This is a genomic window from Pseudomonas sp. S10E 269 (assembly GCF_002798465.1).
GTDB classification, from domain to species: domain Bacteria; phylum Pseudomonadota; class Gammaproteobacteria; order Pseudomonadales; family Pseudomonadaceae; genus Aquipseudomonas; species Aquipseudomonas pergaminensis.
Map to the genome: position 1 here is coordinate 4,041,342 of NZ_PHIJ01000001.1, position 22,403 is coordinate 4,063,744.

Annotated in this window: 21 protein-coding genes and 1 riboswitch; of the genes, 12 read left to right on the forward strand and 9 right to left on the reverse strand. The window is 61.1% G+C overall.

The features are described 5' to 3' along the window. Positions 1 to 59: 59 nt before the first annotated feature. From CWC48_RS18835 to speB, 4 genes are read right to left on the reverse strand one after another with little or no spacing between them, the layout of a single operon-like run. Positions 60 to 1,442, reverse strand: a complete 1,383-nt coding sequence (locus CWC48_RS18835) for a sodium:solute symporter (RefSeq protein WP_078049673.1) — start codon at positions 1,440 to 1,442, stop codon at positions 60 to 62. Positions 1,443 to 1,476: 34 nt separating this feature from the next. Continuing rightward, positions 1,477 to 2,988: a cytosine permease gene (locus tag CWC48_RS18840; protein ID WP_100492374.1), complete on the reverse strand. Its 1,512-nt coding sequence runs from the start codon at positions 2,986 to 2,988 to the stop codon at positions 1,477 to 1,479. Positions 2,989 to 3,009: 21 nt separating this feature from the next. Next, positions 3,010 to 3,432 carry a nuclear transport factor 2 family protein gene (locus CWC48_RS18845; protein WP_100492375.1) on the reverse strand — a complete coding sequence of 141 codons (423 nt, stop codon included), beginning with the start codon at positions 3,430 to 3,432 and terminating at the stop codon, positions 3,010 to 3,012. After that, positions 3,432 to 4,382, reverse strand: coding sequence for an agmatinase (speB, locus tag CWC48_RS18850; RefSeq protein WP_021490873.1), 951 nt, complete (start codon positions 4,380 to 4,382; stop codon positions 3,432 to 3,434). Before speB ends, CWC48_RS18845 begins: the two co-directional genes overlap by 1 nt. Positions 4,383 to 4,641: 259 nt before the next feature. Here speB and CWC48_RS18855 point away from each other — a divergent pair, with 259 nt between their 5' ends. The 7 genes from CWC48_RS18855 to CWC48_RS18885 all read left to right on the forward strand — a co-directional run bounded on the left by CWC48_RS18855 (position 4,642) and on the right by CWC48_RS18885 (position 12,551). Continuing rightward, complete coding sequence (locus CWC48_RS18855) at positions 4,642 to 5,535, forward strand: LysR family transcriptional regulator (protein WP_078049670.1); 894 nt, start codon at positions 4,642 to 4,644, stop codon at positions 5,533 to 5,535. A 7-nt stretch (positions 5,536 to 5,542) separates the two neighbouring features. Further along, the gene (locus tag CWC48_RS18860; protein ID WP_078049669.1) at positions 5,543 to 6,148 is read left to right on the forward strand and encodes a tRNA-uridine aminocarboxypropyltransferase; all 606 of its coding nucleotides are present in this window, start codon (positions 5,543 to 5,545) and stop codon (positions 6,146 to 6,148) included. A 208-nt stretch (positions 6,149 to 6,356) separates the two neighbouring features. Beyond that, entirely contained in the window at positions 6,357 to 7,259 is a 903-nt protein-coding gene (gene cysM, locus CWC48_RS18865; RefSeq protein ID WP_078049668.1) for a cysteine synthase CysM, read from the forward strand. Beyond that, entirely contained in the window at positions 7,259 to 8,611 is a 1,353-nt protein-coding gene (gene rlmD / locus CWC48_RS18870) for a 23S rRNA (uracil(1939)-C(5))-methyltransferase RlmD (RefSeq protein WP_099493558.1), read from the forward strand. The genes cysM and rlmD overlap by 1 nt, the downstream gene beginning before the upstream one ends. Before the next feature lie 138 nt (positions 8,612 to 8,749). Next, the gene (gene relA / locus CWC48_RS18875) at positions 8,750 to 10,993 is read left to right on the forward strand and encodes a GTP diphosphokinase (RefSeq protein ID WP_078049666.1); all 2,244 of its coding nucleotides are present in this window, start codon (positions 8,750 to 8,752) and stop codon (positions 10,991 to 10,993) included. Positions 10,994 to 11,146: 153 nt separating this feature from the next. Beyond that, positions 11,147 to 11,980, forward strand: coding sequence for a nucleoside triphosphate pyrophosphohydrolase (mazG, locus tag CWC48_RS18880; protein ID WP_100492376.1), 834 nt, complete (start codon positions 11,147 to 11,149; stop codon positions 11,978 to 11,980). A gap of 25 nt (positions 11,981 to 12,005) precedes the next feature. Continuing rightward, positions 12,006 to 12,551 carry a DUF2058 domain-containing protein gene (locus CWC48_RS18885; RefSeq protein ID WP_010208656.1) on the forward strand — a complete coding sequence of 182 codons (546 nt, stop codon included), beginning with the start codon at positions 12,006 to 12,008 and terminating at the stop codon, positions 12,549 to 12,551. Positions 12,552 to 12,649: 98 nt separating this feature from the next. Here CWC48_RS18885 and CWC48_RS18890 read toward each other — a convergent pair whose 3' ends face one another. From CWC48_RS18890 to purM, 4 genes are all read right to left on the reverse strand, one after another. After that, positions 12,650 to 12,838: a hypothetical protein gene (locus CWC48_RS18890; RefSeq protein WP_010208657.1), complete on the reverse strand. Its 189-nt coding sequence runs from the start codon at positions 12,836 to 12,838 to the stop codon at positions 12,650 to 12,652. A 366-nt stretch (positions 12,839 to 13,204) separates the two neighbouring features. Beyond that, positions 13,205 to 13,918, reverse strand: a complete 714-nt coding sequence (locus tag CWC48_RS18895) for a DUF3108 domain-containing protein (RefSeq protein WP_078049664.1) — start codon at positions 13,916 to 13,918, stop codon at positions 13,205 to 13,207. An 8-nt stretch (positions 13,919 to 13,926) separates the two neighbouring features. Then, positions 13,927 to 14,577, reverse strand: coding sequence for a phosphoribosylglycinamide formyltransferase (purN, locus tag CWC48_RS18900; RefSeq protein WP_100492377.1), 651 nt, complete (start codon positions 14,575 to 14,577; stop codon positions 13,927 to 13,929). Next, on the reverse strand, positions 14,577 to 15,635 hold the full coding sequence (gene purM / locus CWC48_RS18905) for a phosphoribosylformylglycinamidine cyclo-ligase (RefSeq protein WP_010208661.1): 1,059 nt from the start codon (positions 15,633 to 15,635) through the stop codon (positions 14,577 to 14,579). The genes purN and purM overlap by 1 nt, the downstream gene beginning before the upstream one ends. A 355-nt stretch (positions 15,636 to 15,990) precedes the next feature. Here purM and CWC48_RS18910 point away from each other — a divergent pair, with 355 nt between their 5' ends. The 5 genes from CWC48_RS18910 to CWC48_RS18930 all read left to right on the forward strand — a co-directional run bounded on the left by CWC48_RS18910 (position 15,991) and on the right by CWC48_RS18930 (position 20,584). Beyond that, complete coding sequence (locus CWC48_RS18910) at positions 15,991 to 17,031, forward strand: DUF2066 domain-containing protein (RefSeq protein WP_078049662.1); 1,041 nt, start codon at positions 15,991 to 15,993, stop codon at positions 17,029 to 17,031. Between the two features lie 44 nt (positions 17,032 to 17,075). Next, positions 17,076 to 18,149: an AI-2E family transporter gene (locus tag CWC48_RS18915; RefSeq protein WP_078049661.1), complete on the forward strand. Its 1,074-nt coding sequence runs from the start codon at positions 17,076 to 17,078 to the stop codon at positions 18,147 to 18,149. A 203-nt stretch (positions 18,150 to 18,352) separates the two neighbouring features. Next, positions 18,353 to 19,057, forward strand: a complete 705-nt coding sequence (gene hda / locus CWC48_RS18920; RefSeq protein WP_025855817.1) for a DnaA regulatory inactivator Hda — start codon at positions 18,353 to 18,355, stop codon at positions 19,055 to 19,057. Between the two features lie 213 nt (positions 19,058 to 19,270). Then, complete coding sequence (locus CWC48_RS18925) at positions 19,271 to 19,900, forward strand: C40 family peptidase (protein ID WP_078049660.1); 630 nt, start codon at positions 19,271 to 19,273, stop codon at positions 19,898 to 19,900. Positions 19,901 to 20,044: 144 nt separating this feature from the next. Continuing rightward, positions 20,045 to 20,584: a C40 family peptidase gene (locus tag CWC48_RS18930; RefSeq protein ID WP_099493554.1), complete on the forward strand. Its 540-nt coding sequence runs from the start codon at positions 20,045 to 20,047 to the stop codon at positions 20,582 to 20,584. A 78-nt stretch (positions 20,585 to 20,662) separates the two neighbouring features. On the opposite strand, the gene CWC48_RS18935 is transcribed toward CWC48_RS18930, so the two are convergent. Then, positions 20,663 to 21,976: a sorbosone dehydrogenase family protein gene (locus tag CWC48_RS18935; RefSeq protein WP_100492378.1), complete on the reverse strand. Its 1,314-nt coding sequence runs from the start codon at positions 21,974 to 21,976 to the stop codon at positions 20,663 to 20,665. A gap of 99 nt (positions 21,977 to 22,075) precedes the next feature. Beyond that, a riboswitch (cobalamin riboswitch) is annotated at positions 22,076 to 22,329 on the forward strand. Positions 22,330 to 22,403 lie beyond the last annotated feature (74 nt).

A 22,403-nucleotide genomic window follows, 5' to 3' on the forward strand; every position in this document is an offset into this window, starting at 1 on the left:
ACGGGCACGACATCCGACGTCGCGCCCGCTGAAGAAACCGCTCTAAATCCAGTTGTATCTCAAACCGCGTTGGCCGCCACACCCGCTGGCCGGCGCGACAACAAACTCACCACCACAAAACTCACCAGCCCTACCGCCAGGCTGTAGTAGATCGGTGTGTTCGCGTCCAAGCCATCCTTGATCATGAACACCAGTGCCGTCACAAAGCCTAGGGTCATGGACGTAATCGCACCCGAGGTGGTCGCGCGTTTCCAGAAGATCGCGCCGATCAGCGGGATCAGCATGCCGCCCACCAACAGGTTGTAGGCCAGGGTCAGGGCGCTGATCACATCGCTCACTACCAGTGCGATTCCCAGCACGGCAACGCCGGTCAGCATCGTGAACAGGCGGTTGATGGCCAGGCTCGACTGTTTGCCGCCACGCAGGCGCGGCAGCAGGTCTTCGGTCAGTACGGTGGAGGCGGCGAGTAGGCCGGCGCTGGCGGTGGACATCATCGCTGCGAGGGCGGCGGCAATCACCAGGCCACGAATGCCGTCGGGCAGCGAGGCTTTCACGATAGCGGCAAACGCATTGTTGACGTTATCCAGGTCCGGGATCAGGACATGCGCCGCCATGCCGATCAGTGCACAGGCCAGGCCGTAGAGGATGCAGTAGAAACCGGCGAACGTGCCTGCGTACTTGGCGACTTTTTCGTCACGGGCGGTGAACACGCGCTGCCAGATGTCCTGGCCGATCAGGATGCCGAAGAAGTAGATCATGAAGTAGGTGATGATCGTGTCCCAGCCGATCGCGGTGAAGCTGAAGCTCGATGCCGGCAGCTTGGCCACCAGTTCGTCCCAGCCGCCGACGCGGTACAGGCAGATCGGCAGCAGGATGAACATCAGGCCAACGGTCTTGATCACGAATTGTACGATGTCGGTGAGGGTCAGCGACCACATGCCGCCGATGGTCGAGTACACCACCACCACGCCACCGCCCAGCAACACCGAGATCCAGAACGGCAGGCCGAACAGCACTTGCAGCACGGTGCCGATGGCCAGGATCGAGGTCACGCCGATCATCAGTGCGTAGGCCAGCATGATCACGGCGCTGGCCTGGCGGGCCATGGGGTTATAGCGTTTTTCCAGTACCTGGGTCACGGTGAAGATCTTCAGCTTCAGCAGCGGCTTGGCCAGGAACAGGTTGAGCGCAATGATGCCCATGCCCAGCGCGGCACACAGCCAGAAGCCCGAGATACCGTGCACATACCCCAGTCGCACGGTGCCGACGGTGGACGCGCCGCCCAACACCGTGGCGGCCATGGTGCCCATGTACAGTGACGGGCCGAGGTTGCGCCCGGCTACCAGGTAGTCTTCGTGGGTCTTGGCGCGGCGCATGCCGTAATAACCGAGCACGAGCATGCCGGCGGCGTAGATGAGTACGACGAATAAATCCAAAGCCATGACGGCGAGTCTCCAATTATCTTTTTTATGAGGATCAGGCGGCGGGTTGCAGTGCCGGTTTAACGCGCGCATCCATGCGCGTACTGCGGGGATCCGTCGGCCCGTAGACAGCCGCAGGTTCCGGGAAGACCCGCAGCAACGTCAGGTACACCACCGACGCCAGCCCTAGCGTCACCGGCAGGCTGATATCAATCCCATCGGCCAGGTTGCCCAGCGGCCCGACAAACTGCCCCGGCAGGTTGACGAAGCACAGGCCCACCAACGCACTCGGGATCCACGCGCCCAGCCCGCGCCAGTTCCAGCCATGGCTGAACCAGTAGCGCCCGCCGGTTTCACCCCGGGTGAATACTTGCAGGTCATCCGGGCAGTAGAAGCCGCGACGCACGATCAAGCCGATGATCATCATCACCATCCACGGTGTGGTGCAGGTGATGATCAGCACGGCAAAGGTCGACACGCTCTGCACCAGGTTGGCGGCGAAACGTCCGATGAAGATGAAGGCAATCGACATCACCCCGATCAGCAGCGTGGCCTTGACCCGCGACAACAGGCGCGGGAACACGCTGGACATGTCCAGCCCGGTGCCATACAGCGAGGTGGTGCCGGTGGACATGCCGCCGATCACCGCGATCAGGCACACCGGCAGGAAGAACCAAGTCGGCGCCACTGCCAGCAAACCGCCCACATAGTTGTTGGTCGCAATGTAGTCCGGTGCCTTGATCGCCACGATGGTCGCGGTGGCCAGGCCGAAAAGAAACGGGATCAACGTCGCGATTTGCGCCAGCACCACCGCCAGCATGATGCGCATTTTCGGCGTCTCACGCGGGATGTAGCGCGACCAGTCACCCAGGAACGCACCGAAGGAAATCGGGTTGCTCATGGCCACAAGCGCGGCGCCGATGAAGGCCGCCCAAAAGCCGGCCTGGCCCATGGCTACAGTGCCCGCGAAGTGGCTGTCGAACGCCGGCGCGAAGGCGAAGATGCCCAGCAAAAACAGCAGGCTCGCGGCCCATACCGCAATGCGGTTGACCCACAGCATGAAGCGAAAGCCGTAAATGCATACGGTGAGGACGAGCAGGGCGAACAGGCCATAGGCCAGGCCCAGGGTCAGATCAGTTTCCGGCAGGCCGACCAGACGTTTCGCACCGCCCACCAGCGCATCACCCGAACTCCACACCGAGAGTGAGAAGAAGGCAATGGCGGTCAGCAGTGAGAGAAACGAGCCGACAATTCGCCCGTGCACACCGAAGTGCGCGCCGGATGACACCGCGTTGTTGGTGCCATTGATCGGCCCGAACAGGCCCATGGGTGCCAGGATCAGCGCGCCCACCAGCACACCCAGCACAATCGCCCAGGCGCCGGCCTGGAACGACAAGCCGAACAACACCGGAAAGGAGCCCAGCACGGCGGTGGCAAAGGTATTGGCACCGCCGAAGATCAGTCGGAACAGATCCTTGGGGCCGGCGGTACGTTCGTGGTCCGGGATCTGTTCGACCCCGTTGGTTTCTATCTTTCGAATACTTTTATCGTTGTTTTTATTATTCATGATCAGCTCCGATCACATTGGCTAAGGGGGCGGCAGCCCTTCCGGCATAGCGGACAAATGTTCGTGACAGGCCAGCCACAGGCCTTCTTGTTGTTCTGCGCCAAGCCCTTGCCGTTTGAAGACAATGGTCTCGCGTTCCTGGCTATTGAATTGCTCCCCGTTCATGCGCAGCTCGGTGGCCACGTCATGAATAAAAATCGCCACGTCACCCTGCAGGCTGACGACGGCGTTGCTCGAGACGCACGAGAGCACCTCGAAACCCTCGTCCCGGCGCCAGCTGTCCCACAACGCCTGGTAGGCATCGCGACTCAGCAGCGGCTGGGGGAGGGTGTAGAACACAAAGCTGGCGTCGGCCGTGAACGCGCCGAAGTAGGCGGCGCGGTCATTGCGGGCGAAGGCCGCCACCAGCTCGGCAGCGGCTTGCAGCACCTCGCGGGTGCTCATCAGCGGTGCGCCACGCCAGGCAGTACGCAGAGCATTTCGTACAGCAGGTTGGCGCCCAGCAGCGAGGTGTTGCCGGTGGTGTCGTAGGGCGGCGAGACTTCTACCAGATCGCAACCAATCAGGTCGAGGCCCTGGCAGCCACGGATGATCTCGATCGCCTGGATGGTGGTCAGCCCGCCGATTTCCGGGGTGCCGGTGCCCGGCGCCCAGGCGGGGTCGATGCCGTCGATGTCAAAGCTCAGGTACACCGGGCCGCCGCCGACTTTTTCACGCACCTCGGCCATCAGCGGCGCGAGGGAGTGGTGCCAGCATTCTTCGGCCTGGACCACACGGAAGCCCTGTTTGCGGCTCCAGTTGAAGTCTTCGGCGGTGTAGCCCTGGGCGCGCAGGCCGATCTGCACCACCCGGTCGCAGTCCAGCAAGCCTTCTTCCACTGCGCGGCGGAAGGTGGTGCCATGGGCGATTTTCTCGCCGAACATGTGGTCGTTCACATCGGCGTGGGCATCGATGTGCACCAGCCCGACCTTGCCGTGTTTCTTGTGGATCGCCCGCAGGATCGGCAGGGTGATGGTGTGGTCGCCGCCCAGTGTCAGGGGGATCACGTCGTGCTCGAGAATCTCGTCGTAGGCTTCTTCGATGATGCGCACGGCGTCGAGCAGGTTGAAGGTGTTGATCGCTACGTCGCCAATGTCCGCGACCGACAGCGAGTCGAACGGTGCGGCACCGGTGGCCATGTTGTAGGGGCGGATCATCACGGATTCGGCGCGGATTTCACGCGGCCCGAAACGGGTGCCGGCGCGCAGCGAGGTGCCGATGTCCAGAGGCACGCCGATAAAGGCGGCATCCAGGCCCTTGGCCGTTTGCAGGTGGGGAAGACGCATCATGGTGGCGATGCCGGCGAAGCGCGGCATTTCGTTGCCGCCCAGTGGTTGGTGGAAAATCTTGTCCACGGGATTGCCTCATCGTTGTTTTGTTTATTAGGGGCCGATTCTGCGAAATACGTAGAAACGAAAGAATCGGCAGGGGCAAATACTTAGTTCAGATTTTTCTAAACTATTGCCTGAGGTAAACTCCTTACCTAGAACCTGGTTCATCTGTAGGCGCTGGCTTGCCTGCGATGGCCTCAACTCGGTGTGCCTGCTGCTCCGAGATGTCCGCATCGCAGGCAAGCCAGCTCCCACAGGTTTTGTATGTGCCTCTGGAGAACCCATGGCCAATGCCTTGCCCGACCTGAAACTCCTGCGCATCTTCGTCAGCGTCGTGCGGCACCAGGGGTTCGCCAATGCCCAGCACGAACTCAACCTGTCGACGTCGGCCATCAGCACGTATATGAGCCAACTGGAATCAGCCTTGGGCCTCGTGCTGTGCCATCGCGGCCGGGGCGGTTTCAGCCTGACCAGCAAGGGCGAGCTGTTCCATCATGAAACCTTGCGGCTATTGGGTGAGCTGGAAGGCTTCGAGCAATACGCTGCCGCCTTGAAAGGCGAGTTGCGCGGCACCCTCAAGCTCGGCGTGCTCGACTCCACCGTCAGCGACAAGGCCTTGCCGTTCGCCGAAGTCATCGGCGCCTACAGCCTGGAGCACCCGGCGGTGCACCTGCATTTGTCGGTGATGAGCCCTTACGAACTGCAACTGGGTGTGCAGGACAACCGCCTCGACCTGGCCATCGGCGCCTTCTCCAACCGCATGAGCGGGCTGATCTACATGCCGCTGTACCGCGAGCAGCACTGGCTGTATTGCAGCACCCGGCACCCGCTGTTCAACGAGCGGCGTATCCCTGAACAAGTCATCACCCAGCAACGCATGGTCGGTCGCGGCTACTGGAGCCAGGCTGAACTGGCGCGCCACGGTTTCAAACACAGCGCGGCGACGGTAGAAAGTATGGAAGCGCAGTTGATCCTGGTGCTTTCTGGCGCCTATATCGGCTACCTGCCCGAACACTACGCCCAGGCCTGGGCTGACAAAGGGGATCTGCGCGTATTGCTGCCGGCCACCTTCGGCTACCAGGCGCCATTCTCGATGATCATGCGCCGTGGTCGCAGCCGTGAACCACTGATCCAGACTTTCCGCGACCTACTCAAAGCCCAGCTCAACCAGGCCTGAAATCACCATGTCCAGACCCCAATGCCCCCGCTGCCTTCGGCCTGCCACCCATTGCCTGTGCGCGCTGATCCCCAGCCTCGAGAGCCGCACCCGTGTGTTGCTGTTGCAGCACCCGAGCGAGGTCAACCACGCGCTTAATACGGCAAGGCTGGCGGCGTTGGGTTTGAATAACGCGCAGCTGGTGGTGGGGGAAGTGTTCGAGGATCTGCCGACGTTGTTGAACCTGCCCGGTTATCAGGCGCGGCTGTTGTTTCCGGCGGACGACGCGCAACCGTTACGGGCCTACGCGCCATCCGACCAACCGTTGTTGCTGGTGGTGCCGGACGGCACTTGGCGCAAGGCGCGCAAGTTGCTGCACCTCAATCCGTTGCTGGCAGCGTTGCCACGGGTAGCGCTGGCGGAGGGCGCTGTTTCCCGCTATCGATTGCGCAAGGCGCCAGGGCCGGGGGCGTTGTCGACAGTTGAAGCCATCGTGCAGGCCTTGCACGTGCTGGAAGCACCTAGGTCATTCGAGCCGTTGCTCAAGCCCTTTGAAGCATTGATCGAAGGGCAGATTGCGGCGATGGGGGCAGAGGTTTTCCAGAAAAATCATGGCGACGGGCGGCTTGGCTAGCAGGCTGACCGAGGCGCGGGCATCGCAGGCAAGCCAGCTCCTACACGCATTTCTAGTGTGGGAGCGGGCTTGCCCGCGATAGCGTCCTCCCAGGCAACAGATTTGCTGCTTATTCCTATAAGCCATAAGCACCGCACTTTGCGTGATATGGCCCGCCAGGCTTTCCCGGTATGATGTTCGCCCCCGCAGTCTGGATTGCGAATACGCCATGACCTTGCAGTACCCTACAATCGCCGATTGCGTCGGCAATACACCCCTGGTCCGCTTGCAACGCATGGCGGGTGAAACCAGCAATACCTTGTTGCTCAAGCTTGAAGGGAACAACCCGGCCGGCTCCGTCAAGGACCGCCCGGCGCTGTCGATGATCACCCGCGCCGAGTTGCGCGGGCAGATCAAGCCCGGCGACACCCTGATCGAAGCCACATCCGGTAACACCGGGATCGCGCTGGCCATGGCCGCGGCGATCAAGGGCTACAAGATGGTGCTGATCATGCCCGACAACGGCAGCGCCGAGCGCAAGGCGGCGATGACTGCCTACGGCGCGGAGCTGGTGCTGGTGACCCAGGAAGAAGGAATGGAAGGTGCCCGCGACCTCGCCGAGCGCATGGCCGCCGAAGGCCGTGGCCAGGTGCTGGACCAGTTCGCCAATGGTGACAACCCCGAGGCGCACTACACCACCACCGGTCCGGAAATCTGGCGCCAGACCCAGGGCACCATCACCCATTTCGTCAGTTCCATGGGCACCACCGGTACCATCATGGGTAACTCGCGCTACCTCAAGGAGCAGAACCCGGCGATCCAGATTGTCGGCCTGCAACCAATGGAAGGCGCGGCCATCCCGGGCATCCGGCGCTGGCCCGAAGAGTATCTGCCGAAGATCTACAACGCCGCGCGCGTGGACCGCATCATCGACATGGCCCAGCGTGAAGCCGAAGACACCACCCGCCGCCTGGCCCGTGAAGAAGGCATCTTCTGCGGCGTGTCCTCCGGTGGCGCCGTGGCGGGCATGTTGCGCCTGTCCAAGGAAGTGGAAAACGCGGTGATCGTCGCGATCATCTGTGACCGAGGCGACCGTTACTTGTCGACCGGCATCTTCGACGCGCCCAACTGATGGCCAAGCACGAGAGAGGCCTGCGCTTCCAACCGACGGGCGGCAGTCGGGCCCCGCAGATACCTGTAGGCAAGAAGCAACGCTTGATCATCGAGCGTCTGGCCAATGATGGCCGTGGCATTGTGTTCTTTGAGGGCCGCACCTGGTTTGTGAATGGCGCGCTGGCCGGCGAAGAGGTCGAAGCGCGGGTGTTGGGCACCCACGGCAAGATCGTCGAGGCGCGCACCGAGCGCGTGTTCAAGGCCAGCGAACTGCGCCGTCCGGCGCCGTGCGCGCACTTTGGTCGCTGCGGCGGCTGCAGCGTGCAGCACTTGCCCCACGCCGAACAACTTGCCCTGAAACAGCGCATGCTCGCCGAGCAACTGTCCCGTGTGGCCGGTGTCGAACCGCAAGAGTGGGCCGCACCGTTGAGTGGGCCAGAGTTCGGCTACCGTCGCCGCGCCCGCGTGGCCGTACGCTGGGATGCCAAGGCGAAACATCTGGAAGTCGGTTTCCGCGCCGTGGCCAGCCAGGACATCGTCGCCATCGACGAATGCCCGGTGCTGGTACAGGCCTTGCAACCGATCATGCAGCGCCTGCCGAACATGCTGCGGCGCCTGAGCAAACCTCAGGCCCTGGGGCACGTGGAGCTGTTCAGTGGGACGTCTATCGCCGTATTGCTGCGCCATATGGCGCCGCTGTCGGAGGCGGACCTGCACGTGTTGAAAGAATTCTGCGCTTTCCATGACGCGCAATTGTGGCTGCATGGCGAGGGCCAACCGGAACCGGTCGAGGCTGATTCGGTCTTGGGTTTTCGATTGGAACAGTGGGGTCTGGAGCTGGCTTACCGGCCTGGGGACTTCGTGCAAGTCAATGCCGGGGTCAACGCGGCGATGGTCGCCCAGGCTCTGGAATGGCTGGCGCCACAACCCGATGAGCGGGTGTTGGACCTGTTTTGCGGCCTGGGCAATTTTGCCTTGCCACTCGCTCGCCAGGTGCGCGAAGTGGTGGCGGTGGAAGGCGTGCAGACCATGGTGGACCGGGCGGCCGTGAATGCCGTCAGCAACAATTTGCATAATGCGCAGTTTTTTCAGGCCGATTTGTCCCAGCCTTTGACCGACGCGGAATGGGCCAAACAGGGCTTTTCTGCGGTACTCTTGGACCCACCCCGTGACGGTGCCCTGGAGGTTGTGCGCAAGCTCGCGACCCTCAAGGCCAAGCGTCTGGTGTATGTGTCCTGCAACCCGGCCACGCTGGCGCGGGACACGGTTGAGTTGGTCAAGCAAGGCTACCGGCTAAAACGTGCCGGGATCCTCGACATGTTTCCGCAAACCGCGCATGTCGAGGCCATGGCGTTATTTGAAGCGGGCTAGGATGCCCGTTTAATCCGACTGGCCTGCATTCTCCAAGGCCGTGACCTGCCAGGGAGCGTGTGTAAGCTTTATTAAGGTAAAGCAGGTCAGCGATGATTTTTGACGCATCCAAGGTGCGTCGTAGGGAAGGTAAGCAAGATGGTACAGGTGAGAGCACACCAGCCGATCAACACCGACGGCAGTATCAATCTCGAGGCATGGCTGGATCATGCCATCAGTGTCGACCCGGCACTGGACCGTGAAGCCTTGAAAGCAGCCTGCGAGTTCGCTCGTGAGTCTGAACAGCAAGACAATGCGGCCAAGAACCTGTGGGCCGAAGGCACTTCAAGCTTTCGTACCGGGTTGGAAATCGCCGAGATCCTCGCCGATCTCAAGCTGGACCAGGATTCGCTGATCGCCGCCGTGCTCTATCGCGGCGTGCGTGAAGGGCATATTCCGTTGGCCACCGTTGGCCAGCGTTTTGGCTCGGTGGTGGCCAAGCTGATCGATGGCGTGCTGCGCATGGCTGCGATCAGCGCCAGCCTCAGCCCGCGCCAGTCCATGGTGCTGGGCACCCAGGGCCAGGTCGAGAACCTGCGCAAGATGCTGGTGGCGATGGTCGACGACGTACGCGTCGCCCTGATCAAGCTGGCAGAACGCACCTGCGCGATCCGTGCGGTAAAAACCGCCGACGACGAGAAGCGCAACCGCGTCGCCCGAGAAGTCTTTGACATCTACGCGCCGCTGGCACACCGGCTGGGCATCGGCCATATCAAGTGGGAGCTGGAGGACTTGTCCTTCCGCTACCTCGAACCCGATCAGTACAAACAGATTGCCACGCTGCTGCACGAGCGCCGGCTCGACCGTGAGCGCTTCATCGCCGACGTGATGAACCAACTGCGCTCCGAGTTGCAGGCCACTGGTGTCGAAGCCGACATCAGCGGCCGTGCCAAACACATTTATTCCATCTGGCGCAAAATGCAGCGCAAGGGCCTGGCCTTCAGCCAGATCTACGACGTGCGTGCCGTGCGCGTGCTGGTGCCGGAAATGCGCGACTGCTACACCGCGCTCGGTATCGTCCACACCCTGTGGCGGCACATTCCCAAGGAGTTTGATGACTACATCGCCAACCCCAAGGAGAACGGCTATCGCTCGCTGCACACGGCGGTGATCGGCCCCGAGGGCAAGGTGCTGGAAGTGCAGATCCGCACCCACGCCATGCACGAAGAGGCCGAGCTCGGCGTCTGCGCGCACTGGCGCTACAAGGGCACCGACGTCAAGGCCGGGTCCAACCAGTATGAAGAGAAAATCTCCTGGCTGCGCCAAGTGCTGGAATGGCACGAAGAACTCGGCGACATCGGTGGCCTGGCCGAACAGTTGCGGGTGGATATCGAGCCGGACCGGGTCTATATCTTCACCCCTGACGGTCACGCCATCGACTTGCCCAAGGGCGCTACGCCGCTGGACTTTGCCTACCGCGTGCACACCGAGATCGGCCATAACTGCCGGGGCGCCAAGATCAACGGGCGCATCGTGCCGCTCAACTACAGCCTGCAGACCGGTGAGCAGGTCGAGATCATCACCAGCAAGCACGGTACGCCGAGCCGCGACTGGCTGAACCCGAACCTGGGCTACATCACCACCTCGCGGGCGCGGGCGAAGATCGTCCACTGGTTCAAATTGCAGGCGCGCGACCAGAACGTCGCCGCCGGCAAAACCTTGCTCGAACGCGAACTGGCACGCCTGGGCCTGCCCCAGGTGGACTTCGACAAGCTGGCCGAAAAGGCCAACATGAAGATCGCCGAGGACATGTTCGCCGCCCTGGGTGCCGGCGATTTACGCCTGGCGCAACTGGTCAACCTGGCCCAACAGCTGGTGGAGCCAGAGCGCGGCAACGAACAACTGGAGCTGATCCCACGCAAGGCCACCGGCTACAAGCCGGGCAAGCGTGGCGATATCCAGATCCAGGGCGTGGGCAACCTGCTCACGCAAATCGCCGGCTGCTGCCAGCCACTGCCGGGGGATGCGATTGTCGGCTACATCACCCAGGGCCGTGGCGTGAGCATTCACCGCCAGGATTGCGCCTCGGTGCTGCAACTGGGCGGGCGCGAGCCGGAGCGCATCATCCAGGTCAGCTGGGGCCCGGTGCCGGTGCTCACCTACCCGGTGGACATCATCATCCGCGCGTACGATCGATCCGGTTTGCTGCGTGACGTGTCGCAAGTGCTGCTCAATGAGCGGATCAACGTGCTGGCGGTCAACACCCGCTCGAATAAAGAGGACAACACCGCGCTGATGTCCCTGACCATCGAGATTCCGGGGTTGGACGCATTGGGACGGTTGCTGGGGCGGATTTCCCAGTTGCCGAATATCATCGAGACACGCCGTAACCGCACCCCATGAATAGCTGGATAAACGCGGAATAAAATGTGGGAGCGGGCTTGCTCGCGAATGCGGTTTGTCAGTGCCGGATGCAGTGGCTGACCTACCGCTTTCGCGAGCAAGCCCGCTCCCACATTTGATCTCTGGCGTTCCCACTTCAGCGGAAAGAGACCGATGTATTCACTAGAAGACCTGCTGCACCTGATGAATCGCCTGCGGGACCCGCAATACGGGTGCCCGTGGGACATCAAGCAAACCTACGCGACCATCGTCCCGCACACCCTGGAAGAAGCCTATGAAGTCGCCGACGCCATCGAGCGCGGCGACTTCGATCACCTGCAAGGTGAGTTGGGCGACCTGCTGTTCCAAGTGGTGTATTACAGCCAGATGGCGCGGGAAGAGGGGCGCTTCGAATTCGCCGGGGTAGTCGACAGCATCACGCGCAAGCTGATCCGCCGCCATCCCCATGTGTTCCCCACTGGCGAGCTGTACGCACCGCTGGATGTCCCGCAGTTGAGCGAAGAGCAGGTCAAGGAGCGTTGGGAGCAGATCAAGGCCGAGGAGCGCGCGGAAAAGTCCGACGCACCCGAGCAGCTCTCCCTACTGGACGATGTGCCCACGGCGCTGCCGTCCTTGTCCCGAGCCGCCAAATTGCAAAAGCGCGCCAGCCAGGTCGGTTTCGACTGGCCTTCTGCCTTGCCGGTGGTGGACAACGTGCGCGAAGAACTGGATGAAGTGCTCGAAGCCATGGCGGACAACGACTCGGCGGCCATCGCAGACGAGATCGGCGACCTGTTGTTCGCAGCGGTCAACCTGGCCCGCCACCTCAAAGTCGACCCGGAAACCGCGTTGCGTGGCGCCAATGCCAAGTTCGAACGACGTTTCCGATTTATCGAACAGGCATTGCGCGATACGCACCAATCCATAGAAGATTGCACCCTCGAAACGTTGGACGCCCTGTGGGGCGAAGCCAAGCGTCAGGAAAAGAATGTGTCCAGCTGCGGTTGAGCAGTTGCCTAAGTGAGTAAGCACCATGAGCCTTTCCCTTCGCGACCAGTTGCTCAAAGCAGGTCTGGTCAACCAAAAGCAGGCCAAGCAGGTCGGCAAAGAGAAACAGAAGCAGCAGCGCCTGGTCCACAAAGGCCAGATCGAGGCGGATGACACCCAGGCCCGTCTGGCGGCCGAGGCCCAGGCCGAGAAGGTCAAGCGCGACCAGGAACTGAACCGTCAGCAGCAGGAAAAAGCCGAGGCCAAGGCCCGCACAGCTCAGGTCAAGCAATTGATCGAGACCTCGCGCCTGCCCAAGCTGACCACCGAGGACTACTACAACTTCGTGGATGACAAGAAGGTCAAGCGCCTGTCGGTCAACACGTTGATGCGCAACAAGCTGAGCAACGGCTCCCTGGCGATCGTGCACCACGGTGGCGGTTACGAGGTGATCCCGCGTGAAGCGGCGCTGAAGATCCAGGAGCGTGCACCGGAGCGTATCGTGCAGCTCAATATCCTGACGGAGAGCCAGGTGCCGGACGAGGATGATCCATACGCGGCCTACCAGATTCCGGATGATCTGATGTGGTAAGGCTGTAGAAACAACAAACCCCGCTCAAAAGGCGGGGTTTTTGTGTGCAGGCAATCCAGCTGCTGTGTGGGGCTGGATGCCTGCCGAATTTCAGAGTCTCAGGAGCCTTGCGCCTGGCGTCTCATCTCAAGGGCTTCGAGCTCGTTTTTATAATTATGAGCGTCGCTCTCGTTGTGAAACATGCCGACCAACAGGTCTTGTTGGTGTACATCCCAGATGTGAATCCCATGGCCCAGCGCTTCGTGGGACATATGTTCGTCGTCGCGTTCAGTTACTTTTACAGTCATCTGCTTGCTCCAATCTCTGGTGGATCTGCGGCAAGTCGTCGCAGGCCTTTGTTATATGTTTTGTTAGCTTGCTAAGTAAACTGACTTTTTGCACAACAATTCATTGCGGTAAATGCAACAGTGCTACAGGCCGCGTAAACCGTGATGTTGCGGCACAGGAGGTTGAGATTTATGACAAAAGTTTCATGTTGGCGTAAGGCGTCAGCCTCGTATTGACTGGGCCGTCGCTATCGCAGGCAAGCCAGCTCCCACATTTTGAAATGCATTCCAAATGGGCTTGCCTGCGATAGCGGTAGACGCGTCAACACAAAACCTCCAGACGAAAAAAAGCCCCGCATCTGCGAGGCTCTTTATTCCATCTACCGATCAGCTACCTTTGACAGCCTTACCGTCAACCGTACCGTCCTGCAACATGATGTTGTATTCCTTGCCGTCGGTTTCCACCTGGCGCAGGGCAACCAGGATGCCGCCTTGGTCCTTGGCAAACCACATCTGGGTAATACGCTTGCTTTGTGTCGGATCACGCACGCGCTCGACCTTGATCGCATCAATGGAACCGACCTTGGTCTGGACTTTTTCCGGGCCGATCACACGGAAGTCGTAGGTGTCGACATCGGTGCCTTCGACCACGTTGTAGCTCATGCTCTTTTTACCGGCAGCCACGTCGCGCTGCAGGGCCAACTGGTAGGTCGACTTGTCGAGCATGCCGCTTTGCAGGGCCACGTTGACGGCGTCTTTGTTTTCAAAGCCAGTGACTTTCTTCGCGGTCTGGTCGAAGTCCAGGTTGATCTTCTTCGCCTTGCCCAGGCCACCGCGTTCGAAGGTGTAGCTCTTCGGTTGCAGGGTGTCCTTGTCAAACTGGATCACGCTGGTTTCGGTCAGGCTGGCGATCATCATGGAAGCCTTGAAGTTCAAGGTCCAGGAGCCATCGCTATTCTTGGCCAGGCTGCGTTCAGCCGAGCCACTCATGGGCAACTGTTTCCAGTCGGCGGTGTAGCTTACGGAGAAAGGGTGAAGGTCTGCTGCTTGCACGGCAGGCAAGGCGAACAGCGCAAAAGCGAAGAGCAGGGCGCGACGCATAAAATCTCCTAGGTTCGAATCAAGTGGCCGCTGGCCGCAAGTAACTGACCGTCCAATAATGCACCCTGGTCACCGAGAATCAACCGCCCCTCGGCAAACCAGCGAACCGCCAGCGGGTAAATCCTGTGTTCCTGGGTGTGAACCCGTTGCGCAAGGCTCTGCGCCGAGTCGTCAGACTCTACCGGAACCACTGCCTGTACGACCAGAGGCCCGCCATCGAGTTCCTCGGTGACAAAGTGCACGCTGCAGCCATGCTCGCTGTCGCCGGCGTCGAGCGCACGCTGGTGCGTGTGCATGCCTTTGTACTTGGGCAGCAGGGAAGGGTGGATGTTGAGCAGGCGCCCTTCGTAATGCCGCACGAAATCAGCGCTGAGGATGCGCATGAAGCCGGCGAGTACCACGAGTTTGGGGTTGAAGGCGTCGATCAGTTCGATCAGGGCGCTGTCGAAGGCTTCGCGGCCGTCGAATGCCTTGTGGTCCAGGGAGCGGGTGTCGATACCTGCGTCCCTGGCGCGTTGCAGGCCGTAGGCGTCGCTGCGGTTGGAGATCACCGCAGCGATGCGCACCGGGCTGTCGCCGGGGCGCGTGCTGTCGATCAAGGCCTGCAAGTTGCTGCCGGTGCCGGAAAGCAGCACCACGACATCACAGGTCTGAGACATCAATGAGCCTTGAGGTTCTTCAGTTCAACCTGGGCCGCGCCTTCCGGAGCGGTTGCGATCTGGCCAATGACCCAAGGCTGCTCGCCGGCTTCACGCAGGACGTTCAGCGCGGTTTCAACATGCTCCTGAGCCACGCAGATGACCATGCCGACGCCGCAGTTCAGCACGCGGTGCATTTCGGTTTCGTCGACGTTGCCTTTCTCTTGCAGCCAGTCGAATACTGCCGGACGCTGCCAGCTGGCCACGTCAACGATGGCCTGGGCGCCTTTTGGCAGCACGCGCGGGATGTTGTCCAGCAGGCCGCCACCGGTGATGTGGGCCATGGCCTTGACGGCGCCAGTGTCCTTGATCAGCTTGAGCAGTGGCTTGACGTAGATGCGGGTCGGGGCCATCAGCAGGTCGGTCAGCGGCTTGCCGTCGAGTTGGGTGTTCTCGATCTCGGCGCCGGATACTTCGATGATCTTGCGGATCAGCGAGTAACCGTTGGAGTGCGGGCCGGAAGAGGGCAGGGCCAGCAGGGCGTCACCGGCAGCGACTTTGGAACCGTCGATGATCTCGGCTTTTTCCACCACACCCACGCAGAAGCCCGCCAGGTCGTAGTCTTCGCCCTCGTACATGCCTGGCATTTCAGCGGTTTCGCCGCCGACCAGGGAGCAACCCGACAGTTCGCAGCCAGCGCCGATGCCGGTGACCACTTGTGCAGCGGTGTCCACGTTCAGCTTGCCGGTAGCGTAGTAGTCGAGGAAGAACAACGGCTCGGCGCCGCATACCACCAGGTCGTTGACGCACATGGCGACCAGGTCGATGCCGATGGTGTCGTGCTTGTTCAGGTTCAGTGCCAGGCGCAGCTTGGTGCCTACACCGTCGGTGCCGGACACCAGGACAGGCTGCTTGTAGCCGGCCGGGATTTCGCAGAGGGCGCCAAAACCGCCCAGGCCGCCCATGACTTCGGGGCGCGCAGTGCGCTTGGCGACGCTCTTGATGCGTTCGACCAATGCTTCACCGGCGTCGATGTCTACACCGGCGTCCTTGTAGCTCAGGGAGGGTTGCTTGCTCATGATCCAGGCCTTTAGGGGGGATTCAGGGGTAACGACCGAGCGGGCAGGCGCTTTTGGTAAAAGCCCCAGCCGTTGACGGTCTGCGAAGGCGCGCGATTTTATCAGGCTTGAGGGGCAGCGGCCATCCTCGGGCCGACGGGCAGGGCCATATAGGCAAAAAAAGCCGGTTAAAAAAATGCTAATCGACTCGGCTTTGGCGCGTATTAAGGTATAGCCTTTAACCCGCTATCGTTATGACAGTACAAAAACTGCCAAGACCCTGTGAATGTTTTGCCGGTGCCTGTGGTCACAGCCTTGCCAAACCGAGTTCACGCGGTCTGTTCCAGCCGCTAAATTTGTCGTTCGGGAATCTTCCATGCGTCTGTGTAAATTCTTCTTTGTAGGCTGCTTGTCGTTGGTCAGCCTGGCGAGTCATGCCGAAACCCTCAATGGCCTTTATCAAGTACTTGAACCTGTCAGCAGCCAATCGCCGCAAGAGCGCGACCAGGCCACCCAGCGAGCCGTGCAGACCCTGGTGATCCGCCTGACCGGCGACGCCAAGGCCGCCGACGGCCCGGGGCTGGCAGCAGTGCGCAAAGACCCGCAACAAATCATCAGCCAATACGGCTACGACGCCGGCCCGCCGGAAAGCCTGCAAGTGGATTTCGACCCGGTGAGTACTGACCGCGCGCTGCGTGAAGCGGGCCTGTCAATCTGGGGCAGCAACCGCCCATCGATCCTCGGCTGGTGGCTGAACGACTCCACGGAAGGCAGCAGCCTGGTGGGGGATGGCCAAACCGTCGCCCAGGCGCTGCGTCGAGCGGCGCAACACCGTGGCTTGCCGTTGCGTCTGCCGCTGGGGGACCTGGATGAGCAGGTGGTGGCCACCGCGCCGAATCTGGAAAGCGCCGACGCCACGCCACTGCGCGCCGCCTCCGAGCGCTACGGCGCCGATGCCTTGCTGGCCGTGCATGCGCGCCAGGAAGGCAGCCAATGGCAAGCCAAATGGCGCCTGTGGCTGGGTGACAAGAGCGAGCAGGGCACCGCCCAAGGGGCTGATACCGGCGCCGTGGCCGATGCGGTGATGCTGGCGGTCAGTCAGAAATTGGCCCCGCGGTTTGCCGTCAAGCCTGGCGTGAGCACTGAGCAACTGCTCGAAGTGCAAGGCATGACCCTGGAGCGCTATGCCGCGCTGGGTCATCTGCTGGAGCCTTTTGGTGGTCAGCCTCAATTAGTGGATGGCAATCGGATTGTGTATCGCGTCAACGGCAGTGCCGATCAATTGCGCACCCAGTTGAGCCTGGCCAAGCTGCAGGAAATCCCTGCGGGCGAGGCGCCGGTCCAGCAACCGGTAGCAGAGGGTGCCCAGCCGGCTGCGGCACCCGAGCCTCAGGCGCAGCTGCGTTTTCGTTGGTAAACAGTTTCTTTCTATATAGAAGCACATGACAAATGGAGTGGTTTATGGCGGATACGCGTCGTTGGGTGTGGCTTGGCGGGATTGCCCTGCTGTGCGTTTTTGTGTTCTTGCTGCATTCGATCCTGACGCCGTTCCTGGTCGCATTGCTGCTGGCCTACCTGTTCGATCCCGTGGTGGATCGCCTGGAGAAAGCCGGGCTTTCGCGAACTTGGGGCGTGGTGGCGGTCTTCGCGCTGTTTACCCTGATCATCACGGCCTTGGTGTTGGTGCTGGTGCCGATGCTGGCCAAGCAGCTGTTCCGCCTTTATGAGCTGGCGCCGCAGATGCTCGATTGGTTGCAACACACGGCGATGCCATGGGCCCAGGCCAAACTGGGTCTGGCAGATGGCTTCTGGAAGTTCGATAAGGTCAAGGCCGCCATCAGCGAACACATGGGCCAGACCACCGATATCGTCGGGGTGATCCTCAGCCAGGCAACAGCGTCGAGCCTGGCGCTGATCGGCTGGTTGACCAACCTGGTGCTGATCCCGGTAGTGGCGTTCTACCTGCTGCGCGACTGGGACATCATGATGGCCAAGATCCGCAGCCTGCTGCCGCGCAACCGTGAGGAGCGCATCGTCTCGCTGGCTGAAGAATGCCATGAGGTGCTCGGGGCATTCGTGCGCGGGCAGTTGCTGGTGATGCTGGCTCTGGGGATCATCTACGCTGCTGGCCTGATGGCTATCGGCCTGGAATTGGGCCTGTTGATCGGCCTGATCGCCGGTCTCGCAGCGATCGTGCCGTACATGGGGTTTGTGATTGGTATCGGCGCGGCGCTGGTGGCGGGGCTGTTCCAGTTTGGCGGCGACCTGTACCCGATGCTGGGGATTGTGGCGGTGTTCATGGTCGGCCAGGCCCTGGAAGGCATGGTGCTGACGCCGTTGCTGGTAGGCGATCGGATCGGCCTGCACCCGGTGGCGGTGATCTTTGCGATCCTGGCGGGCGGTGAGCTGTTTGGCTTCACCGGTATCCTGCTGGCGCTGCCGGTAGCGGCGGTGATCATGGTGCTGGTGCGCCACGTGCATGATCTGTACAAGGATTCGGATGCGTATACGGGGGTTGAAGACCCCGACCTGTAACCGTTTCTTCACAAACCCGGCCCAGGCCGGGTTTGTCATTTGTGCAGGTGGGCCGTCAAACAATCTGCACAAATCCAACAAGTTAACGCAAACCTTTGATTTTGCTTGGGGTCTGTTGCATTGTGCGCCCGGCGTCACGGGTATAAACTTTGCAAACTTTACACAGAGGCCACTAACGGTTCGATTGGAGCCGTTCAGTCAGCATGAAACCGATTCAGCTGCCCTTGGGTGTGCGTCTGCGTGATGACGCCACCTTTATCAACTACTACCCAGGCGCCAATGCCGCTGCACTCGGCTATGTCGAGCGGCTTTGCGAAGCCGACGCCGGGTGGACCGAAAGCCTGATCTATCTATGGGGCAAGCACGGCGTAGGGCGTACCCACCTGTTGCAGGCCGCGTGCCTGCGTTTCGAGCAGATGGGCGAACCGGCGGTATACCTGCCGTTGGCGGAATTGATGGATCGCGGTATCGGCATCTTTGACCACCTCGAGCAATACGAGTTGGTGTGCCTTGACGACCTGCAGGCAATTGCCGGCAAGGCGGACTGGGAAGAAGCATTGTTTCACCTGTTCAACCGCTTGCGTGACAGCGGCCGGCGCCTGCTGATTGCCGCGTCGACTTCGCCACGTGAGCTGCCGATCAAGCTGGCCGACCTCAAGTCGCGGCTAACGCTGGCGCTGATCTTCCAGATGCGCCCGCTGTCCGACGAAGACAAATTGCGCGCTTTGCAACTGCGCGCCTCACGTCGCGGCCTGCACCTCACCGACGAAGTCGGGCATTTTATTCTCACCCGTGGCACGCGCAGCATGAGCGCGTTGTTCGATTTGCTCGAACAACTCGACCAGGCGTCTTTGCAGGCCCAGCGCAAGCTGACCATCCCCTTCCTGAAAGAAACCCTCGGCTGGTAGCCAGCCCACTGTTTTCGCGGCTTTCGGCAAATTCCAGGCGCCAGAAAACCTGCGTTTTAGCCGGTTTGGCCACGCAAAAGGCAGGTACAGGGTGTTAAGGGCTTAGATGTCATAGTCCAAACAAGAAGTCACATAGATCACGATTGAATTTGCAAATCGATGTGATAGTGGGCATAGTCTCGACTTCTTTACATATCAGCCACGGTCGTGCCCATGCTAAATCGCTTCGCACCCCTCGTGCCTCTCGCACTCGTTACCCTGTTGTTTGGTTGCGCCTCCCACCCTCAGCAGGTGGCAGAACAGCAAAAAACACAGGTTCAAAATCAGGCAAAATTCGTTGCTGCACAGTCTGCTTCTGTTTACGAAGAAGAAGTGGCAACTGAAAAAGAGCTGGCCAACTTCTCTGGCAGCAAGCCTTACCAGCTTCCAGTTCTGGCCGACAGCATCCTCGAACGCGGCATGTCCCTGATCGGTACCCGTTACCGTTTCGGCGGTACCTCTGAAGCCGGTTTCGACTGCAGCGGCTTCATCGGCTATCTGTTTCGTGAAGAAGCTGGCATGAACCTGCCACGCTCCACTCGCGAAATGATCAACGTGAATGCACCGTTGGTCGCGCGCAACAACCTCAAGCCGGGTGATCTGCTTTTCTTCAGTACTGCAGGCCGTGGTCGCGTCAGCCATGCCGGTATCTACCTGGGCGATAACCAGTTTATCCACTCCAGCAGCCGTCGCAGTGGCGGTGTTCGAGTCGACAACCTGGGCGACAGCTACTGGAGCAAAACCTTCATCGAAGCCAAGCGCGCACTCGCCATGGCCCCGACTACGGTTACCGCTAGCAAGTAAACTTAAAGTGATACTTGAAGTTTGACGTGTAAGCGCTAGAATCCCTGGATATTGTTGTAATCCGTTCGCGCGAGCTTTGCTTGCGCGTTCTGGTTTTCAGCGTTCGGCAGCGAAAGCCGCATCCAGACCAGGATTGTTCTGCACATGTCGACCTCGGCCCGCCTTGTTCTCATTGTTTGCGCCGCGCTGCTCAGCGCCTGCGCAAGTCGTCCACCGCCTCCCGCTCCTGTAGCGGTGAAACCCAAGCCGGTGTTCAATTATTCCACCCAGAATTTTTCGCCTGCGGCCGAAGATGTGCTCTTCCGCGCGCTGGGCCTGGTCGGCACGCCTTACCGTTGGGGCGGCAACACGCCGGACTCCGGCTTTGATTGCAGCGGCCTGATCGGTTTTGTCTTCCGCGATGCGGCGGGGATCTCCCTGCCGCGTACCACCCGCGAACTGATCGTGATGCGCGCGCAGGATGTCAGCGAGCAAAACCTGCAGACCGGCGACCTGCTGTTCTTCGCCACAGGTGGTGGTTCCCAGGTCAGCCACGCCGGGATCTACGTGGGCGAGGGCCGCTTCGTGCACGCGCCGCAAACCGGCGGTACGGTCAAGCTGGATACCCTGTCCAAGGCGTATTGGCAGAATGCCTACCTGAGCGCCAAGCGCGTGCTGCCAGGAAACCTGGCGCGCAACCCCTGACATATCGCCGTGTAGGAGCCGGCTTGCCGGCGATGAGGCCCTGTATGCCGCCATCGCCGGCAAGCCGGCTCCTACCGTTTATTTAGCGGCCGACACGCGCCACACCTTGTTCCCCACATCATCGGCCACCAGCAAATCCCCCTGCTGATCAATCACCACGCCCACCGGCCGGCCCATGGCTTTCTCATCCTTGTCGAGGAACCCCGTCAGCACGTCGACCGGCTGTCCTTTGGGTTGCCCGCCCTCGAACGGCACAAAGATCACCTTGTAGCCACTGTGCGGCTTGCGATTCCACGAACCATGCTGGCCGATAAATGCGCCGTTGCTGAACTGCGCCGGGAGTTTGCTGCCCTCGGCAAACGTCAGCCCCAAGGACGCCGTGTGCGGGCCTACTGCGTAGTCGGGTGCAATTGCCTTGGCCACCAGGTCCAGATTCTGCGGTGAAACGCGCACATCGACATGCTGGCCGTAGTAGCTGAATGGCCAACCATAGAAGGCGCCATCCTTGACCGAGGTGATGTAGTCCGGCACCAGGTCGCTGCCGATCTCGTCACGCTCATTCACCGCCGTCCACAGCTTGCCGCTCTGGGGTTCCCAGGCCATGCCGTTGGGGTTGCGCAGGCCGGAGGCGAAGATGCGGTGCTCGCCGCTGGCGCGGTCTACTTCCCAGATCGCTGCCCGACCCTGTTCCGCTTCGAGGCCGTTTTCCCCCACATTGCTGTTGGAGCCGACGCTGACGTACAGCTTGCTGCCGTCCTTGCTGGCCACCACGTTCTTGGTCCAGTGGTGGTTGATGCTGCCGCCCGGCAGGTCGACGACCTTGGTACCGGCTTGCTTGATCGCGGTTTCACCCGGTTGATAGGGAAAGCGCAGCAACTTGTCCGAGTCGGCCACGTACAGGTCGTTGCCGACCAGTGCCATGCCAAACGGTGAATTGAGATTTTCGAGGAACACCGTGCGGGTTTCCGCGACGCCATCGTGGTCGGCGTCACGCAGCAGCGTGATGCGATTCGGGCTTGGCACACCGGCACCGGCGCGGCCCATGACTTTTTCCATGACCCAGCCACGAATGCCTTTGGCGTCATCCGGCTTGGGCGGCGCGTTGGTTTCCGCCACCAGCACGTCACCATTGGGCAGCACATACAGCCAGCGGGGGTGGTCCAGGCCGTCGGCAAAGGCCGCGACCTGGGTACCAGCGGCGGCGGTGGGCTTCGCGCCTTCGGGCCAGCCGATGGCCGGCGCGATATTCACGGTGGGGATCAGCGTCTTGTTCGGTTCCGGCAGCTTGGGCGAGGGGCCGGTGCCGTCGGAGACCTGGAGGGTGGAGCTTTCACCACAGGCGGCGAGGGTGCCGGCGACCATGATGAGTAGGGCGAGTCTGGTTTTATGCATGGTGTTCTCCTTGATACCTGTAAGGGTAGAGGAGGGCGGCAGTGTGATGGTTCAAGTGCAAGGCCAGCTTTAATTGACGCTCCACCCCCAACCCACTAACCTTCGCCGCTTGTTCCAGGTGCTCTGTGACCCATGGGTCGACGGAGTGAAACAGGGAAGCCGGTGAGTGAGCGCACTTGTACACAGTGCTGCCGCGATTCCGGCGCTGCCCCCGCAACGGTAAATGAGTCAAGACGGCGCCTTTTGCCACTGTATCGCGAGCGATATGGGAAGGCGCGCCGTCGGCCTGCCTGCTCGACAAGAGCAAGCGTCACTCATGAGCCCGGAGACCGGCCTGAAACATCCAACAGCATCACGGTGGGCGATGCTTGGCTGTCTTTTATCTTTTTTCCTGCCCGCCGTTTTTGTTCAGCCCCAACGGAGAGCT

Bases quoted from the DNA above. Each gene is read 5' to 3' on its own strand.
- CWC48_RS18835 (WP_078049673.1), bottom strand. From the start codon at position 1,442: ATGGCTTTGGATTTATTCGTCGTACTCATCTACGCCGCCGGCATGCTC.
- CWC48_RS18840 (WP_100492374.1), bottom strand. From the start codon at position 2,988: ATGAATAATAAAAACAACGATAAAAGTATTCGAAAGATAGAAACCAAC.
- CWC48_RS18845 (WP_100492375.1), bottom strand. From the start codon at position 3,432: ATGAGCACCCGCGAGGTGCTGCAAGCCGCTGCCGAGCTGGTGGCGGCC.
- CWC48_RS18855 (WP_078049670.1), top strand. From the start codon at position 4,642: ATGGCCAATGCCTTGCCCGACCTGAAACTCCTGCGCATCTTCGTCAGC.
- CWC48_RS18860 (WP_078049669.1), top strand. From the start codon at position 5,543: ATGTCCAGACCCCAATGCCCCCGCTGCCTTCGGCCTGCCACCCATTGC.
- cysM (WP_078049668.1), top strand. From the start codon at position 6,357: ATGACCTTGCAGTACCCTACAATCGCCGATTGCGTCGGCAATACACCC.
- rlmD (WP_099493558.1), top strand. From the start codon at position 7,259: ATGGCCAAGCACGAGAGAGGCCTGCGCTTCCAACCGACGGGCGGCAGT.
- relA (WP_078049666.1), top strand. From the start codon at position 8,750: ATGGTACAGGTGAGAGCACACCAGCCGATCAACACCGACGGCAGTATC.
- mazG (WP_100492376.1), top strand. From the start codon at position 11,147: ATGTATTCACTAGAAGACCTGCTGCACCTGATGAATCGCCTGCGGGAC.
- CWC48_RS18885 (WP_010208656.1), top strand. From the start codon at position 12,006: ATGAGCCTTTCCCTTCGCGACCAGTTGCTCAAAGCAGGTCTGGTCAAC.
- CWC48_RS18890 (WP_010208657.1), bottom strand. From the start codon at position 12,838: ATGACTGTAAAAGTAACTGAACGCGACGACGAACATATGTCCCACGAA.
- CWC48_RS18895 (WP_078049664.1), bottom strand. From the start codon at position 13,918: ATGCGTCGCGCCCTGCTCTTCGCTTTTGCGCTGTTCGCCTTGCCTGCC.
- purN (WP_100492377.1), bottom strand. From the start codon at position 14,577: ATGTCTCAGACCTGTGATGTCGTGGTGCTGCTTTCCGGCACCGGCAGC.
- purM (WP_010208661.1), bottom strand. From the start codon at position 15,635: ATGAGCAAGCAACCCTCCCTGAGCTACAAGGACGCCGGTGTAGACATC.
- CWC48_RS18910 (WP_078049662.1), top strand. From the start codon at position 15,991: ATGCGTCTGTGTAAATTCTTCTTTGTAGGCTGCTTGTCGTTGGTCAGC.
- CWC48_RS18915 (WP_078049661.1), top strand. From the start codon at position 17,076: ATGGCGGATACGCGTCGTTGGGTGTGGCTTGGCGGGATTGCCCTGCTG.
- hda (WP_025855817.1), top strand. From the start codon at position 18,353: ATGAAACCGATTCAGCTGCCCTTGGGTGTGCGTCTGCGTGATGACGCC.
- CWC48_RS18925 (WP_078049660.1), top strand. From the start codon at position 19,271: ATGCTAAATCGCTTCGCACCCCTCGTGCCTCTCGCACTCGTTACCCTG.
- CWC48_RS18930 (WP_099493554.1), top strand. From the start codon at position 20,045: ATGTCGACCTCGGCCCGCCTTGTTCTCATTGTTTGCGCCGCGCTGCTC.
- CWC48_RS18935 (WP_100492378.1), bottom strand. From the start codon at position 21,976: ATGCATAAAACCAGACTCGCCCTACTCATCATGGTCGCCGGCACCCTC.